At 69.9% G+C, this 16,030-nt stretch carries 16 protein-coding genes; 2 read left to right on the top strand and 14 right to left on the bottom strand.

All coding sequences use genetic code 11. From position 1 onward, the window contains the following. Nucleotides 1-220: 220 nt before the first annotated feature. The 10 genes from mutM to ACIRCZ_RS02440 form a co-directional block, all read right to left on the bottom strand. Entirely contained in the window at nucleotides 221-1,186 is a 966-nt protein-coding gene (gene mutM / locus ACIRCZ_RS02485; RefSeq protein ID WP_402849280.1) for a bifunctional DNA-formamidopyrimidine glycosylase/DNA-(apurinic or apyrimidinic site) lyase, read from the bottom strand. Next, a complete protein-coding gene (rnc, locus tag ACIRCZ_RS02480; RefSeq protein WP_055893015.1) occupies nucleotides 1,164-1,877 on the bottom strand; it encodes a ribonuclease III in 714 nt (237 codons plus the stop codon). The genes mutM and rnc overlap by 23 nt, the downstream gene beginning before the upstream one ends. A gap of 28 nt (nucleotides 1,878-1,905) precedes the next feature. Continuing rightward, complete coding sequence (gene rpmF / locus ACIRCZ_RS02475; protein WP_055893012.1) at nucleotides 1,906-2,109, bottom strand: 50S ribosomal protein L32; 204 nt, start codon at nucleotides 2,107-2,109, stop codon at nucleotides 1,906-1,908. A 2-nt stretch (nucleotides 2,110-2,111) separates the two neighbouring features. Continuing rightward, a complete protein-coding gene (locus tag ACIRCZ_RS02470) occupies nucleotides 2,112-2,672 on the bottom strand; it encodes a DUF177 domain-containing protein (RefSeq protein WP_055893009.1) in 561 nt (186 codons plus the stop codon). Between the two features lie 11 nt (nucleotides 2,673-2,683). Further along, nucleotides 2,684-4,951 carry a DUF3488 and transglutaminase-like domain-containing protein gene (locus tag ACIRCZ_RS02465; protein WP_055893006.1) on the bottom strand — a complete coding sequence of 756 codons (2,268 nt, stop codon included), beginning with the start codon at nucleotides 4,949-4,951 and terminating at the stop codon, nucleotides 2,684-2,686. Next, a complete protein-coding gene (locus tag ACIRCZ_RS02460) occupies nucleotides 4,944-6,257 on the bottom strand; it encodes a DUF58 domain-containing protein (protein ID WP_055893004.1) in 1,314 nt (437 codons plus the stop codon). Before ACIRCZ_RS02460 ends, ACIRCZ_RS02465 begins: the two co-directional genes overlap by 8 nt. A gap of 3 nt (nucleotides 6,258-6,260) precedes the next feature. Further along, entirely contained in the window at nucleotides 6,261-7,361 is a 1,101-nt protein-coding gene (locus ACIRCZ_RS02455) for a MoxR family ATPase (protein ID WP_055893001.1), read from the bottom strand. Beyond that, complete coding sequence (gene coaD, locus ACIRCZ_RS02450) at nucleotides 7,358-7,840, bottom strand: pantetheine-phosphate adenylyltransferase (protein ID WP_055892998.1); 483 nt, start codon at nucleotides 7,838-7,840, stop codon at nucleotides 7,358-7,360. Before coaD ends, ACIRCZ_RS02455 begins: the two co-directional genes overlap by 4 nt. A 110-nt stretch (nucleotides 7,841-7,950) precedes the next feature. Continuing rightward, a complete protein-coding gene (locus ACIRCZ_RS02445) occupies nucleotides 7,951-10,158 on the bottom strand; it encodes an ATP-dependent DNA helicase RecG (RefSeq protein WP_402849273.1) in 2,208 nt (735 codons plus the stop codon). Next, nucleotides 10,155-10,895, bottom strand: coding sequence for a hypothetical protein (locus ACIRCZ_RS02440; RefSeq protein WP_402849270.1), 741 nt, complete (start codon nucleotides 10,893-10,895; stop codon nucleotides 10,155-10,157). Before ACIRCZ_RS02440 ends, ACIRCZ_RS02445 begins: the two co-directional genes overlap by 4 nt. Nucleotides 10,896-10,944: 49 nt before the next feature. On the opposite strand from ACIRCZ_RS02440, the gene rsmD reads away from it, so the two are divergent. Next, nucleotides 10,945-11,511: a 16S rRNA (guanine(966)-N(2))-methyltransferase RsmD gene (gene rsmD, locus ACIRCZ_RS02435; protein WP_055892992.1), complete on the top strand. Its 567-nt coding sequence runs from the start codon at nucleotides 10,945-10,947 to the stop codon at nucleotides 11,509-11,511. A gap of 22 nt (nucleotides 11,512-11,533) precedes the next feature. Here rsmD and thiL read toward each other — a convergent pair whose 3' ends face one another. Next, a complete protein-coding gene (gene thiL / locus ACIRCZ_RS02430) occupies nucleotides 11,534-12,535 on the bottom strand; it encodes a thiamine-phosphate kinase (protein ID WP_402849265.1) in 1,002 nt (333 codons plus the stop codon). A gap of 24 nt (nucleotides 12,536-12,559) precedes the next feature. Here thiL and ACIRCZ_RS02425 point away from each other — a divergent pair, with 24 nt between their 5' ends. Beyond that, nucleotides 12,560-13,090, top strand: coding sequence for a DUF3515 family protein (locus tag ACIRCZ_RS02425; protein ID WP_402849262.1), 531 nt, complete (start codon nucleotides 12,560-12,562; stop codon nucleotides 13,088-13,090). A gap of 15 nt (nucleotides 13,091-13,105) precedes the next feature. On the opposite strand, the gene ACIRCZ_RS02420 is transcribed toward ACIRCZ_RS02425, so the two are convergent. The 3 genes from ACIRCZ_RS02420 to ACIRCZ_RS02410 are packed head-to-tail and all read right to left on the bottom strand — an operon-like array spanning nucleotide 13,106 to nucleotide 16,020. After that, nucleotides 13,106-14,200, bottom strand: coding sequence for a D-alanine--D-alanine ligase family protein (locus ACIRCZ_RS02420; protein ID WP_055892983.1), 1,095 nt, complete (start codon nucleotides 14,198-14,200; stop codon nucleotides 13,106-13,108). After that, on the bottom strand, nucleotides 14,103-15,245 hold the full coding sequence (locus tag ACIRCZ_RS02415) for an NAD(P)H-dependent glycerol-3-phosphate dehydrogenase (protein ID WP_402849258.1): 1,143 nt from the start codon (nucleotides 15,243-15,245) through the stop codon (nucleotides 14,103-14,105). Before ACIRCZ_RS02415 ends, ACIRCZ_RS02420 begins: the two co-directional genes overlap by 98 nt. Further along, on the bottom strand, nucleotides 15,235-16,020 hold the full coding sequence (locus ACIRCZ_RS02410) for a lysophospholipid acyltransferase family protein (protein ID WP_402851617.1): 786 nt from the start codon (nucleotides 16,018-16,020) through the stop codon (nucleotides 15,235-15,237). Before ACIRCZ_RS02410 ends, ACIRCZ_RS02415 begins: the two co-directional genes overlap by 11 nt. Nucleotides 16,021-16,030: the final 10 nt, after the last annotated feature.

Raw genomic sequence — 16,030 nt, 5'->3', positions numbered from 1 at the left:
CCGAACGAACAATGCGCCGCATTCGGCCACCATCTCCGTCCGGAAGGAGATTCGGACGGCGTGTCAGGCGAGGTGTCCTGCGTTGCGTACAACAGGAGTCTCCGCGCGACACGCCCGCCCGGCTCTCCGTTCGGAAGGAGAATCGGGTGACCTGCGGCCGATTATCCGTTCGGAAGGAGATTCCGGGGGGGGGTGGGGTGGGCGGCGTAAGCAGAGGGTGCTAGGCGCGCAGGCGCTGGCAGCGCGGGCAGAAGTGGGAGGAGCGGTTCATGAACTGCTCGCGCACGATCGGGGTGCCGCAGCGCGGGCACGGCTTGCCCTGCTGACCGTAGGCGTTGAGGCTGTGCGAGAAGTACCCGGAGGCGCCGTTCACGTTGACGTACTGGGCGTCGAAACTCGTACCGCCCTCCGCCAGCGCCTTCTGCAGCACCAGGCGCACCTCGGCCAGCAGGCTCCGGATGCGCGGACGCGACAGGGACGACGCCGGCTGGGCGTAGTGCAGCTTGGCCGCCCACAGTGCCTCGTCCGCGTAGATGTTGCCGATGCCGCTGATCAGGGTCTGGTCGAGGAGTGCGCGTTTGATGCCGGTGTTCTTGCGGGACAGCGCCGCACTGAACGCGGCGTCGTCGAATGCGGGGTCGAGCGGGTCGCGGGCGATGTGGCTGACCTGCGACGGCACGAGCGGCTCGTCCGTTCCGAGGCCGCCCGGAGCGCCGTCCGCGGTCGGGACGAGCGCATCCACCGCCATCGAGCCGAAGATGCGCTGGTCGACGAAGTTGACCCAGAGCTCGCCGTAGCCCGGCTGCTCGATGTGCAACCGGATGCGCAGCAGCCCGTTCTCCACGGTGCCGGGCTCCCGGAGGAGGATCTGACCGCTCATGCCCAGGTGCGCGACGATCGCTGACCGCCGCTCGAAGCCCGCACCGGCAGCGGCAGCACCGGCAGCATCAGCAGCACCAGCGTCACCAGCAGCGCCCTCTGGCGCGAGCGGAATCCACAGGAACTTTCCGCGCCGCGCGGGCGTCTGCATCGTCCGCCCGGAGAGGAGCACATCGAACGCTCCAGCGACAGGGTCGTGGCGTTTCAGAGAGCGCGGTTCGAAGACCTCGACCCCGAGGATGGTCGCACCGGCGACGGCAGGCGCGAGGGCCGCCCGGACGACCTCAACCTCGGGAAGCTCTGGCACGTCGCTGCGTCAGGGTGGTCCAGGCGCTGAGCGCCGCCGCCATCTCTGCCTGCTTCTTGCTCGTGCCGTCTCCGCTCGCCGTGACGAGCGTTCCGACCGACACGGTGGCGTGGAACGTCTTGGAGTGGTCTGGCCCGCTGTTGGTGACCGTGTAGACGGGCGCGCCCGCTCCCCTGTGCGCCGCAGCCTCCTGGAGGCTGGTCTTCGGATCCATCGCCGCGCCGAACCTCTCAGGGTCGTCGAGCAGCGGCTCGATCAGACGCAGCACAAGGGCGGTCGCCTCTTCGCCGCCCGCGTGCAGGTACGCGGCGCCGATGATCGCCTCGACCGTGTCGGCGAGGATGGACGCCTTCTCGCGCCCACCGCTCTGGTTCTCGCCTCGGCCGAGCAGCAGGTACTCGCCGAGTCCGATGCTGCGGGCGACTTCCGCCAGAGCGACGGAGCTGACGAGGCTGGCGCGCCGCTTGGCGAGGTCGCCCTCGTCGAGCTGCGGGTTCTCCACGAACAGCTTGACGGTCACAGCCTGCCCGAGGATCGAGTCGCCGAGGAACTCCAGGCGCTCGTTGTTCGGGATGCCGCCGTGCTCGTACGCGTACGAACGATGGGTCAGCGCAAGCTCGAGAAGCTCGGGGCCGATGTCGACTCCGAGCTTCTCGATGAGTTCTGTGCGCGCGACCGACTCTGCGGTCATCGCACGACTCCGTTCGTCACGCGGACGATCAGACGTCGGCGACCTTGCGGCCCTTGTACTCCATGAACAGGGCGGTGCCTGCGGAGTCCTCGACGACCTTCGCGCGGTGCGGCAGGCTGTACGTGACCTTGCCGCCCTCGACGGTCTTGACGAGCGTGGGGACCTCGGCCTTCCACTGCGAACGACGGGCGTGCGTGTTGGCGCGTGACTTCTTCCGCTTCGGAACAGCCATGGTTATCTCTCTTCTCTGTTACTGCTGCTGGTGGATTCAGTGGTGTCGGAAGCCTGGAAGGCCGCGAGCGCAGACCATCGAGGATCGACGGTCCCTGTGGCTTCGCGGTCCGGCACATCCGCCAGCCGCTCCCCTGACTCTGGGTCGAGTCCTGGGCAGTCTGGCCGGCACACCGGCTGAAACGGCAGTGACAGCACTACCGCGTCCCTGATCAGAGGTTCAAGATCCACGTGGTCGTCGTGAACCTCAAAATCAAAAGCTTCGTCAGAAGAATACGCGAAAAGTTCCTGGATATCGACTTTGACAGGCTGTTCGATGTCGGTGAGGCATCGTCCGCAGACGCCGACGGCCGTCGATTCGGCCTCAGCGGTCACCAGAATGCCCTCGTGCATCGACTCGAGCCTGAGGTCGAGATCGATGGTCGCGCCCGCAGGGACGCTCACCAGCCCTTCGCCCATCTTCTCGCCGACCGGCAGCTGGATGCGCTGCTCGCGCATCTCCCCTGGGCGGTGGATGATGTCGTACACATTGACGGTGTACGGCGTCGTTCTGAACTTGGTCACGAGCGACTATTTTACGCGGGTCTTCCTGTGTTCGGGGCCGGAGACCACCCGGCTGGGATGAGAGACACAGGAATGAGCGCCGCCTTGATCCTGAGTGCGGCCCCCGCCTGCGCTTCGAGGGCGGTCAGCACGCGCTGCAGATCGTCGCCGAGACCGACGGCGGTCGCTCTGGTCGGCGGCCCGTACGCATCCCGTTCTCGCACCGTGAGCAGGCGCAGCACGGCGTCCTCCCCCGGCGTTCCCGCCACAGCGGCGGCGACCCGCGAGGCGAACACGCGAGGCGTCTCCGTCGTCGGCACACTCCAGCCCAGGTCGCGGGCCGTGTCGCGCAGTTCGTCCCAGGCGACGGATGCTCCACCCCACTCGTCGCTCAGCTTTCTGAGCCTGTTCCTGCGTCTCAGCCTGCGCAGCACGGCGGGGGTGAGCAGGAGCGCGACGATCAGGAGGGCGACGCCGACACCGGAGATGACCGGCTGCAGGGTGGACGGCGCCGTGGCGCCGGTCGGGCTGCCGAGGTTCGCAGGGTCGGTGGGCACGAGCGCCTTCACGCCGGCGGTCGAGGTCGAGGTCGAACCGGGAGCTGCCGAGGTCTGGGGTGCGTCCGGACGGGTGTAGCTGGGGATGGTCCCCCTGCCGACCGTCGGCTCGAACGCCACCCAGCCGACGCCTGCGAAGTACAGCTCCGGCCAGGCGTGCAGGTCGTCGCTCGTCACCGTGTACTGGCCGGGGTTGTTCGCCGCTCCGCCGCTGGTCGCGCCAGGCAGGTAGCCCTCCGCGACCCTGGACGGGATGCCGAGCGTGCGGGCCATCAGCGCCATCGCGGACGCGAAGTGCACGCAGTACCCGCTCTTGACCTGCAGGAACTTGGCGATCACCCGGCCGCCGTCCCCGTCGTACCCCTGCTTGAGCGGCGTCTGCGTCGAGTACGTGAATCCGTTGTCGCGGAAATAGTCCTGCAGCGCGACGGCCTTGTCGTACTCGGAGACCGCCCCCTGCGTCGCTGTGACAGCAGTGGATGCGATGATCGCCGGCAGATCGGGCGGCAGGAACAGGTCGCGCTCGACGGAGGCCGGCACGAATCCGCCGGCGGCCTGGAGCTGGTCCGCCGTCGGCTGCAGGATGAGGCTGGTCGCCGTGTACTTCTGGCCCTGGGTCGTGGTGTTGATCGCGCCGACCGTGAGGTCGTCAGGGTCCCACGACCAGGTGCCGTTGAGACCGCTCACGCCCTGCACCGGGTACGGGACGGGCAGCCAGCGGCTCTGCATGTTGTCGATCTCGACCTTGGTCGTGATCTTCGTCGTCGCGACGGTGTCGGACAGCCCGAACACCGGGCCGATCGTGTTGCCGCTCGGCAGGCGCTTGGTGTCGCGCTCCCTGTGCTTCCAGACGCTCCCGGTGAACTGGTCGAGCGAGGCGAGCTTGAGGTACTGCCCGGTGGATGCGGTTGTCGTGTAGGTGAGCGCACGCACCGCGGCCGGTCTGCGCAGGTCTTTGCCGAGGTCGATCAGCGGGGTGACCGTGCCGCCGATGGAGATGCCGCCTGCGGTGAACGACGTCGCCCCTCCCCTGTCGAAGCCGGGAGCGGTGCCGCCCAGGATGAGAGCGACGATCACCGCGGACGCCGAGATGGCGAGGGATGCGGTCGGCCGCGGCGTGCCAGGCCGCCTGGTCCGCACATCGCAGCGCAGCAGCCAGAGGAAGGCGGCGGCGGACGCGGCGAGCGCGAACGGGTCGAGGCCGTCTCCGAGCAGCGCGCCGGGGACGACGAGCACGATGCCGACGCCGATCGCGGTGAACGCAGGGGCGCGCAGCGCGATGGCGAGGGTGTCGAGGAGGACGGCCAGGACGCATCCACCGCCGACCACCAGGAACATGAACTCCGGGAGGCTGTCGGCCGGAGTGCCCTGCTGGTAGATCGAGAGCATCGCCTGGTTGGCGTAATCGCCCCACACCGAGAACGTGCGCGGTGTCGGGATGAGGCCGAGCAATCCGGTGCCGCGCCCGAAGGCGACCGTCATCAGCATCGCGCCCTCGACGATCAGGAGCACGGGGACGAGGCGTCTGCTGACACCGAGGTTGCGGAGGCCGGCGCCGGTGACGAGCAGAAGCGCGGCGGAGGACACCAGCGCGAACCACCAGCCCGCACCCTGGATGAGGCCGACCAGCGCGAAGCTGACGGCGACCACCTGCAGCAGCAGCGCGGCCGTCAGGCGCCAGTATCCCTGCTTGCGCGCTCTGGCGATGGGCAGCGACCCCGCGAAGGCCTGTTCGCTAGCCACGGCTCACCTCGGCTCTGCGGCGCCCGAGGGCGCGCTGCCAGCTGTCCGCAGGGTCGTCTCCCCCTGCGAATGGCACGCAGAGCCACCCCGCGTCGGTGAGGACCTCCTCCACCTCGGCAGGGGCAGACGCACCGATGAACGCGACGGCCGGGTCGCACATCGACCGAACGGCAGCGAGCGCGCCGAGCTCGTTGAGCGCTCCTCCGATGAGGATCGCGAAGACCGGCACCGCTCGGCCGGAGCGCCGCAGCCCGGCGGCGAGCTCCGCGACGGCGTCGTCGCGGGGCACGTCGCTCGGCTCGACGGCGGCGAGGTCCGAGAGCAGCAGCCTGTCAGCGCTGCCGACGTCGTACGTCGGCGTCGCCGCACCCAGGGTGCCCGTCCTGCCCGCTCCGCTCCTTCCGGAGAGCTGGCGAGGCCCTGTCTCGACGACGCTCACCACGAATCCCTCGTCGAGGAGGTGCACGCCGATGGAGGCGACCAGTTCCACCAGCGTCTCGAACTCCGCGTCCGGCGCGGCCGTGTCCCTGGTGTCTGCGATCAGCCAGGCCTCCGGATTGCTGCGCCTCTCCTCCTGGCGCACCATGAGTTTGTCGTGCTTGGCCGTCGCTCTCCAGTGCACGCGGCGGAGCGGATCGCCCGGCCGGTACTCCCTGGCGATCAGTTCGTCGGCGCTCGGGATGCTGTGGCGCAGCAGCTCGTGCTCCGTGCCCTCGCTGCGCGCGACGTCGAGGTCGCCGCCTGGCAGCGCCGTCACGCGCGGGGTGACGACGAACTGCTTCGGCTGCCCGAGCGCGTACTCGGCGTATGCCAGCCCGAACGGGTCGGCCCTGCTGACGATGAACGGGCCGATGGGATGCGATCCCCTGTGCCTGGCGCGCACATCCTGTCGCAGCACGATCGTGTCCCTGCCGTGGCTCACCGTCGCCTGGTGGGCGCCGAGGCGCGGGAACGGGGCGAGGCCCTGGACGCCGACCGCCGCAGGGGCCGACTCGCGCCAGGCGGCCGCCGGGCTCGGCCGCGGCGACTCGTTGCGTGCTGTCGTCACGACGGTCGCGGTCTCGCCTGCGGCCACGATGTCGGGGTGGAAGCTGCGCGTCACCGTCAGTCGCGGCCTGTCGATGGTCACCGAGATCATCGCCGCGAGGGGCAGCACCGTGAGGAACAGCCCGACGAACAGCACGTCCGTTCTGCCGAGTGCCACCGACGCGACGAGGGCGACGACGCCGACCGAGAACAGCGCCCACCCTCTGGCGGTCGGTCTGGGCTTCCTGACCGGCGACGAGGATCGGACGCGCCCCGGCATCGGTCAGCCGGCCTGTCCCGCCCTGGCGGGCCGTGACGCGCCGGCGGCGGTGCCCGATGCCCCGCCGATCGCACCGGAGCCCACAGGCACGGGGGTCGCCGCGACGATCCTGCGCACGATGTCGGCGATCACAGGAGCGCTCTCGTGGTGGTGGCCGAGCGCGCGGCTCGTCGGCAGCAGCCGGTGGCCGAGCACGGGGACGGCGAGGGTGTCGATGTCGTCCGGCAGCACGAAGTCGCGGCCGTCGAGCGCCGCCATCGCCTTCGCCGCCCGCACGAGCTGCAGGGTGGCCCTCGGGCTCCCTCCGAGGCGCAGGTCCCTGTCCTCGCGGGTCGCGCGCACGATGTCGACCGCGTACTGCTTGACCGGCGTCGAGGCGAACACGCTGCGCGCCGTCGCCATCATCGCCCTCAGCTCGTCCGAAGTGACGACGGGGCCGATCCTGGACAGCGGGCTGGAGGTGTCCCTGGTGGTGAGCATCGCGAGCTCGGAGGCGTCGTCGGGGTAGCCCATCGCGATCCGCGCCATGAAACGGTCGCGCTGCGCCTCCGGGAGCGCGTACGTGCCCTCCATCTCGACGGGGTTCTGCGTTGCGACCACGATGAACGGTGCGCTGAGCGGGTATGTCGAACCGTCGACGGTGACCTGCCGCTCCTCCATGCACTCCAGCAGTGCCGACTGCGTCTTCGGGCTCGCCCGGTTGATCTCGTCGCCGATGACGATGTTCGCGAACACCGCGCCCGGCTTGAACTCGAACCGCCGTTCTGCCTGGTTGTACACCGAGACGCCTGTGACGTCGCTCGGCAGCAGGTCTGGCGTGAACTGGATGCGGCTGACCGTGCAGTCGACCGATTTGGCCAGCGACTTCGCCAGCATCGTCTTGCCCACGCCAGGCACGTCCTCGATGAGCAGGTGTCCCTCGGCGAGCAGCACGGTCAGTGCGGTCTGCACCGCTTCGTGCTTCCCGTCGATGACGGATTCGACATTGGCGGTGATCTGCGCTGCGGCGCGCCTCAGCTCGTCGAGGTCCATCCCTGTCGTCTGCTCGGCCTCGTCGGGGGCGACAGAGGATTCGGTCGGCTGGCGCGTCGCGTAACTGTTCATGTCTCCTGCAAATACTCGTAGACGGCGGTGGGGACGTATGGACTCACGTCACCCCCGAGCGCGGAGACCTGGCGCACGAGAGAGCTGGAGACGTGGGCGTTGGCGGGGTTCGGCAGGATGAAGACGGTCTCGACGGCCGCGAGGTGCCTGTTGACGATCGCCATCGGCGTCTCGTACGCCACATCCACCTGGGAACGGATGCCCTTGACGAGCACGTGGGCTCCCACATCCGTGCAGTAGTCGACCAGCAGGCCGACGCTCCAGGATGCGACGACGATGTTCCCGACGATCCCGGCGTCCTCGATCGAGCGCTCGATGAGAGAGACGCGCTGGGCGATGGGCAGGAGGGCGCTCTTGTCCGGGTTGTGCACGACGAGCACGTGGACCTCGTCGAACAGGCCCGCGGCGCGTTCGATGACGTCGAGGTGCCCGAGGGTGACCGGGTCGAACGATCCAGGGACAACGGCGATCCTGTTCATAGACCTTCAGACTATCCCGCCGTACCCGGCATTTCGTTGTGAATCCGTTACCAAAGTACGGCGTGGTCGTCGCCCCCTTCCGGGGGTCACGCCGGGGCGCCTGGCAGCGATCAGGACTTGCCGAGGAATGCGCGCTCGCTCTCGTCCAGCCGCCTCGCCAGGGCAGCAGCCAGCGCGGGATGCGCAGCCAGCCCTCCGTCGTCGTCGAGCGTCTCCTGCGCCGCCGTCCTCGCCTCCTGGATCAGCTCGCCGTCGGAGACGACGCGCAGCAGGCGCAGCGACGACCTGCCGCCGGACTGGCGGCTGCCGAGCACGTCGCCCTCGCGACGCAGCTCCAGGTCGATGTTGGCGAGCTCGAAGCCGTCGAGCGTCGCCGCGACCGCCTCCACTCTCTCCCTGGCGAGCGTCTCCTGCTCGGCCGACGTGACCATCAGGCAGAGCCCTGGCACGCCGCCTCGGCCGACCCGGCCGCGGAGCTGATGCAGCTGGGAGACGCCGAACCGGTCCGCGTCGAGGATCACCATCGCCGACGCGTTCGGCACGTCCACCCCCACTTCGATGACGGTGGTGGCGACGATCAGGTCGAGGTCGCCTGCGGCGAACGCGCGCATCGTCTCGTCCTTGGCGTCGCTCGTGAGCTTGCCGTGGAGCATCCCGATCCGTGCATCCCTGAACAGCGGGTCAGCACGCACCTGGGCCGTGACCGACTCGACGTTGGCGATGGGCCGTGCCGGTGCGCCGTCCTCGTCCTGCCCTGCGTCCTCTCCGTCGTCCTCGCGGTCCTTCGCGGTGATCGCCGGGCACACCACGAAGACCTGCCTGCCCTTGCCGATCTCCTCGGCGGCGCGCTCCCAGATCCGCCGCTCCCAGCCAGGGCGGTCGGCCAGCGGCACGACGAAGCTCTCGATGCCCTGCCGTCCGGCCGGCAATTGCGCGATGGTCGACACGTCCAGGTCGCCGAACACAGTCATCGCGACCGTGCGCGGGATGGGCGTCGCCGTGAGCACGAGGACGTGCGGCGGCGTTCCGCCCTTCGCTCGCAGTGCCTCCCGCTGCTCGACGCCGAACCTGTGCTGCTCGTCCACGACGACGAGCCCGAGGTCGAAGAACGTCACGGCGTCGCCCAGCAGGGCGTGCGTGCCGACCACGATGCGGGACTGACCGGACACCGTGCGCAGCAGGGCCTTCTTGCGCTCGGCGGTCGAGAGCTGTCCGGTGAGCAGCGTGGGCATCAGCTGGGCGGCGAGGTCGGGGCCGAGCATCTTCACGATGGAGCGCAGGTGCTGCGCAGCGAGCACCTCGGTGGGTGCGAGCATGGCGGCCTGCCCACCGGAGTCCGCGACGGCGAGCATCGCCCGCAGCGCCACCAGGGTCTTGCCCGATCCGACCTCGCCCTGCACCAGCCTGTGCATGGGAGCGGTGTCCGCGAGGTCGCGCGCGATCTCCGCGCCGACCGTCGCCTGGTCGGCGGTGAGCTCGAACGGCAGGGTCGCATCCAGCCGGTCGAGGAAGCCGCCCTGCTTCGCCGTGCGCGGGGTCGCGGCGACGGCCCTCGACGCCGCCCGCTGCTGCAGCAGCGCCGCCTGCAGCACGAACGCCTCGTGGAAGCGCAGCGTGTCGCGGGCCCGCTGCCACTGCGAATCCTTCTCCGGGCGGTGCATGTACTCGAACGCCGTGCGCAGCCCGAGCAGGCCGCGCTCTGCCACGATCCCGGCCGGCACGGAGTCTGGGACGTCGGTGAGCGCATCCAGGGCGAGGGCGACAGCCTTCTGCACCTGCCAGCTCGCCACCGTTCCGGTGGCCGGGTAGATCGGGATGGGGGTCTGCGCCCAGTTCTTGGCGGCCGCACTGCCGGGCACCACGGCGTTCTCCGCATCCGGCTCGAACAGCTCGTAGTCGGGATGAGCGAGCTGGAGTGCGCCCCGGTAGTCGGACACCTTGCCGGCGAAGATGCCGCGCACGCCCGGAACCAGCTCCTTGGACCGCCACGCCTGGTTGAAGAACGTGAGGGTCAGGATGCCCTCCCCGTCCGTGATCTTCACCTCCAGGATGGAGCCGCGACGAGCGCGCATCGGGCGCTCCTGCACCCGGATGACCTCGGCGACGATGGTCACGTTCTCGTCGAGCGGCAGGTTCGCCAGCGCGGTCAGCTCGCCGCGCTTGGCGTACCGGCGCGGGTAGTGGCTGAGCAGATCGGCGACCGTGCGCATCCCGAACGCCTTCTCGAACGCCGAGGATGTGCGTCCGCCGAGGACCCCGCTCAGCCGGGAGTCGAGACTGATCGCACCATCGACGGCCGGTGCGGAAACGGAACTCATGGTTCGATCGTATGCGTCGCATCCGTCAGTGCGGCGAGCTCGGCGGCGACGGCCTCGTCTTCCGGGCGTTCGTCGGCGAGCGCCCGCACGATCCGTTCGGCATCGTGGATGCGCCCGAGCTCGCGCAGACAGCGCGCGACGGTCCACTCGGACGCGAAGCGCTGCTCGTCCGTTCCATACGCGCGGGCGGCGTCCACGGCGGCCTCGAACTCGGCGAGCGCCGACACCGGAGTGCCCTCCTCGAACAGCCGCCAGCCGCGATTGTTGTGCAGCGCAACGGACCAGCGCAGCGTGCGAGGGTCGCTCGTGCCGGAGAGGAGGTCGAACGCCTCGGCCGTCCACCGCTCGGAGCGCTCGGGGTCGGAGATGGCCAGCATGTGCGCCGCGTCGACGGCGAGGAAGGTCTCCCCCTCGCGCCTGGCCGCGTCGAGCGCGTCCTCGAACAGCGCCGTCGCCTCGGCCGCGCGCCCGGCGGAGTTGCGCAGCCGGCCGCGTTCGAGCAGCACGCGCACGCCCAGGGTGTCCGTCGCAGGACCGAGGAGATCGAGCAGAGCGTCGGCTTCGTCGTAGCGTCGCTGCAGGCCGAGCGCCCGCGCCCGCTGCGTCTCGAGCTCCGCTCTGACCAGCTCCGGTCGATGCGGTTCCGCAGCAGCTGCCGCGAAGCGATCGGCGGAGGCGACGGGGTCGTCGAAGTTCCAGATGGCATCGAGTTCGGCCTGTTCCAGGCGATCTACCATCCCACCATCTTGGCCGTCCCTGCCACGCTGCCGCTAGGCTCGAAATGCCATGACACGTATCGTCGCCGGTTTCGCCGGCTCGCTCAGCCTGCAGGTTCCGAAGACCGGGACCCGCCCGACGAGCGACAGGGTGCGCGAGGCGATCTTCTCCGCGCTCGACGCGCGCGACGCCATCCGCGGCGCGCGGGTGCTCGACCTGTTCGCCGGGTCCGGGGCGCTCGGGCTGGAGGCGGCGAGCCGCGGGGCGACCCATGTGACCCTGGTGGAGAAGAACCCAGACGCCGCCCAGGTCTGCCGTCGAAACGCGCAGGCGGTCGCCAAGGCGGCTCCGCGCTACGCCGTGCCCGTCATCGAGGTGCGCGGCGCCGCTGTGCAGAGCTATCTGGGCAGCACAGGCTCCACATACGATCTGGTCTTCATCGACCCGCCGTACGACGTGGACGACGACGAACTGCTCGCGGTGCTGACCTCGCTCGTGCCACGGCTCGCTCCGCACGCGACGGTGTGCGTGGAGCGCAGCACCCGCACCCCGGAGCCGACGATGCCCGCCGGGCTCGTCGTCGAGCGGCGCAAGGACTACGGGGACACCGCGCTCTACTGGGTCGAACCGGACTGAGCCTACGGGTGCAGCGACGCACTCAGCCCGCGTTGCCGTCCCACCCGTCGTACGGGTCCCAGCCTCCGCGCGCGTCGAACGCACGCCCCGCGACGAGCACGCCGTCTCCGTCGCGCACCGTCCCGATCGCGCGGAAACCGCCCGGCAGCGCCGTCCCGGCAGGGAACGTGGCGAGCAGGCCGTGGTCTTCTCCCCCGGTGAGCGCAGACTGCGCGTCATCGCCGAGCGCGGCGGGGTCGATGTCGATGGCCACCCCGCTCGCCAGCGCGACCCTGCGCGCGTCGAGCGCGAGCCCGTCGCTCAGGTCCAGCATCGCCGTCGCCCCCGCGATGGCGGCGAGCGGCCCGTCCTGGATAGGCGGCTCTGGACGCAGCTGGGCGGTCACCGCATCCGGATGCGCCGCCAGCACCTCCACGAAGCGTGCGCGGTCCGGCTCCCCCGTCTCGTCGACCGCGCGCTCGAACAGCAGGCGCAGCCCCGCTCCCGCCCGGCCGAGCGGACCGGACACGGCCACCGTGTCGCCGGCACGCGCCCCGCTGCGCAGCACGGGCGCGCGCCCTTCCAGGTCGCCGAACGCCGTCACCGCGATCGTGAGCGTGTCCGACGCCGACAGGTCACCTCCGACCACGCCGCATCCGGGGGCGAGGGCGGCGCAGGCATCGCGGAGGCCGTCCGCGATGCGCTCCAGGTCGGCCACCGGCGTGCTCGCCGGGGCGGCGATGGCGACGACGAGAGCGGTGGGCACGGCGCCCATCGCCGCAACATCGGACAGGTTGGTCGCTGCCGCCTTCCATCCGAGGTCGTACGGCGCAGACCAGGCGAGGCGGAAGTCGGGGCCGTGCACCATCATGTCCGTGGTGACGACGTAGCGGCCGTCCGGCGCAGCGAGCACGGCGGCATCGTCGCCAGGGCCGACGATCGTGGCCGTGGACGCGGGAAGCCGGGGGAAGATCCGCTTCAGGGCTTCGACCTCCGACGCCTCCCCGATGGTCGCTCCTGCGGTTCCGCTCCCAGACATCGTCATGCATCAAACGGTAGCCTGAAACCGATGTCCACCCGTCACCGCGCCCAGCGTCGCACCTCAGCCGTCCTCACGATCGTCCTCGGCGCAGGCATCGCCCTCGCAGGGTGCACGCCGATCGTCTCGCTCCAGCCGGCGGCCGACGCCAACGACCCCGGATGCGCGGAGGTCAGCGTCCGTCTGCCGGACAGCGTGGCCGGCAAGGCGGAGCGGCAGACCGACGCGCAGGCGACGGGAGCGTGGGGCGACCCGACGTCCGTGCTTCTACGCTGCGGCGTGCCGCCGATCGGCCCGACCACCAAGCCGTGCGTCTCGGTGAACGGCGTCGACTGGGTGCTGATGACCGACCCGGATGCGAAGACGATCGTCTACCAGACCTTCGGCCGCACGCCGGCGACCGAGGTCGTCATCGACCACGTCTCCGGCGTCTCCGACTCCGCGGTCCTTCCCGAGTTCGCGAGCGCCATCCAGACCATCACACAGACGAGCAAGTGCCTCTCGACTCTGGACACGTCGCTCACGCCGACGCCGACACCGACACCGACGCCCACGCCCTAGCAGGCGGGAGCGCAGTTACGCGGCGGCGCGGGTGAGGGCGACGTCGATGAGCTCGTCGATGAGCGCAGGGTACGAGAGCCCTGACTCCTGCCAGCAGCGCGGGAACATCGAGATCGGCGTGAAGCCGGGCATCGTGTTGATCTCATTGATGACGAAACCGTCCGCCGTGAGGAAGAAGTCGACGCGCGCGAGACCCGCTCCCCCGATCGCGTCGAACGCCCGGGCGCCGAGCTCCTGCATCGTGGCCAGCTCCTCCGCGGTCAGGTCGGCGGGGCAGACCAGGTCGATGCCTGGCGCATCCAGATATTTCGCCTCGAAGTCGTAGAAGTCGCGGCCCGTGACCACGATCTCCCCGGCGACGGATGCGCGGGTCGCCTGCCCAGGACGGCCGCCGAGCACGGCGATCTCCACCTCGCGCCCGACCAGTCCGGACTCGATCAGCACGCGGTCGTCCTCGGCGAAGGCCGTCTCGATGGCCGCGTCGAGCTGCGCCCAGTCGGACACCTTGCTCACGCCGACGCTGGAGCCGGCGCGTGCCGGCTTCACGAACGCCGGAAGGCCGAGTTCCGTCGCGGTCGCGCGGACCGCATCCTGGTCGGTGCGCCACTCGTACGCCGTGACCGTCCGCCACGGGGCGACGGGGATGCCCGCCTGCTGCAGCACGGTCTTGGTGAAGTGCTTGTCCATCCCGAGCGAGCTGGCGAGCACGCCGCTGCCGACGTACGGCAGGTCGACGAGTTCGAGCATCCCCTGGATGGTGCCGTCCTCTCCCCACGGTCCGTGCAGGATCGGGAACACCAGGTCGACGTCGCCGAGCGAGCGGGTCTCGCCGTTCTCGGTGACGGTCAGCTCGCGCGTCGCGGCCGACTCCGGCCAGTGGATGCGCGTGCCGTTGTCCTCGACGGCCGGCAGCTTCTCAGCGTTCAGAGCGAACAGCGCCGCGTCGTCCGGCTGCAGGGTGAAGGCACCGTCGCGGGTGATTCCGACCGGGATGACGTCGTAGCGGGCGCGGTCAATTGCGCCCAGCACCCCCGCCGCCGTTGCGCAGCTGATCGAATGCTCGCTTGAACGCCCCCCGAAGAGAAGCACGACCGCGAGTCTGTCCGTCATCCGTTGTCCTTTCACCCTGAGGTTCGTCCGAATCGGTGGTCAGATGCGGCGCGATGTCTTTCGGATCGAGCGTACCGGCAAGCACCTGGCTCACCTGCCGCACGATGGGCATGTCCACTCCGCGGGCCTCCGCGAGGGTGAGGATGGGGGCGACGGACGCCAGGCCCTCTGCGGTCTGGTTCATCTGCTTCACGACGTCGTTGAAGCTGTAGCCCTGTCCGAGGAGCCGTCCTGCCGTGTTGTTGCGGCTGAGCGACGATTCGCAAGTGGCGATGAGGTCGCCGAGCCCCGCGAGGCCGGAGAGCGTTACGGCCTCCGCGCCGTATGCCACGGCGAAGTCGGTCATCTCGACCAGCCCGCGGGTGATGATCGACGCCTTGGTGTTCTCGCCGTATCCGACGCCGTCGACGATGCCGATGGCCACGGCGATGAGGTTCTTGAGCACGCCGCCGAACTCCGTGCCGATCACGTCGGTGTTCACGAAGCTGCGGAAGTACCGGTTCGTGGCGGCCATCGCCACCGCCTGCGCGGTCTCCAGGCTCACCGACGAGACGACGGCGGCCGTCGGCTGCTCGCGGGCGATCTCCAGCGCCAGATTGGGGCCGGACGCCACGGCGATGCGCTCCAGCTCGATCGGCAGCCCCTGGGCGATCACCTCGCTCATCCGGAGGCCCGTGCCCTTCTCGACGCCCTTCATCAGGCTGACGACGATCGTGGACGGGCCGAGGTACGGCGCGATGGCCTCCAGGTTGGAGCGCAGGGTCTGGCTCGGGATGGAGACGAAGACGAGTTCTGCGTCCCGCATCGCGTCGGCCAGCTTGGAGGTGGCCTTGAGGGTGCGCGGGAGGTTGATGCCCTCGAGGTAGTCGCTGTTGCGCTTCACCTCGTTGATCTCGCGGGCCAGCTCCGGCCTGCGCGCCCAGAGCGTCACGTCCGCCCCGCCGTCGGCGAGGATCTTCGCGAACGTGGTTCCCCAGCTTCCTGCGCCGAGGACGGCGATCTTGCGGGGGGCGACGACGGGGCGTCTGGCAGAACTAGCCTTCAAAACGGCCGGTCTCCTTCTGGTCGTGCTCGGCGGGGTTCCACCTGGTGGCAGGCGCCTTCTCGCCTCGGAGGTCTTCCAGCAGCGCGGTGATGGCGTCCATGATGACGGCGGTCGCTTCGTTCAGCGTCGCCGCGTCGAGGTTACGGCCTCGGAACGCGGACAGGTCGACCGGATCGCCGATCTTCACGTCGATGGTCTTGCGCGGGAAGAAGCTGATCTTCTTGCCGTAGCGCGCCATGACCTGCTGCGTGCCCCAGTGTGCGACGGGGATCACTGGCAGGTCGTTCTCCAGCGCCATGCGGGCGGCGCCGGTCTTGCCGCGCATCGGCCACATGTCGGGGTCACGGGTGAGCGAGCCCTCCGGGTAGATGATGACGATGCGCCCGTCGCGCACGATCTCCTTGGCCGCGGTGAGCGGCGCTGAGCCGCGCGACGTGCCGGCGCGCTCGACCGGCACCTGACCGGACTTGCGCAGGAACCAGCCGACCACCGGGATGCGGAACAGGCTGCCCTTGGCGAGGAACCGCGGCATCCTCCCGAGCTTCCAGCTCACCATCCCGATCATCACCGGGTCGATCTCGCTGTAGTGGTTGGGAGCGACGACATACGCTCCGCGCCGTGGCAGCTTTTCGCCGTCCACGATGCGGAAGCGCGCGGCGATGCTCATGATCGGGATCACGATCCCGGCGAGCACCCAGAAGATCGACGGGGTGCTCGTCTCCTTGCGCGGAAGCTTTGCGGCGCGCCCTGTCACGGGTTTGCTCGAATCGGACACCGGGTTCTGC

The sequence above is a fragment of the Leifsonia sp. NPDC102414 genome, from assembly GCF_044765685.1.
Lineage (GTDB): Bacteria > Actinomycetota > Actinomycetes > Actinomycetales > Microbacteriaceae > Leifsonia.
Note: the sequence above shows the minus strand (reverse complement) of the source record. Positions and strands in the feature narration are given on the sequence as shown.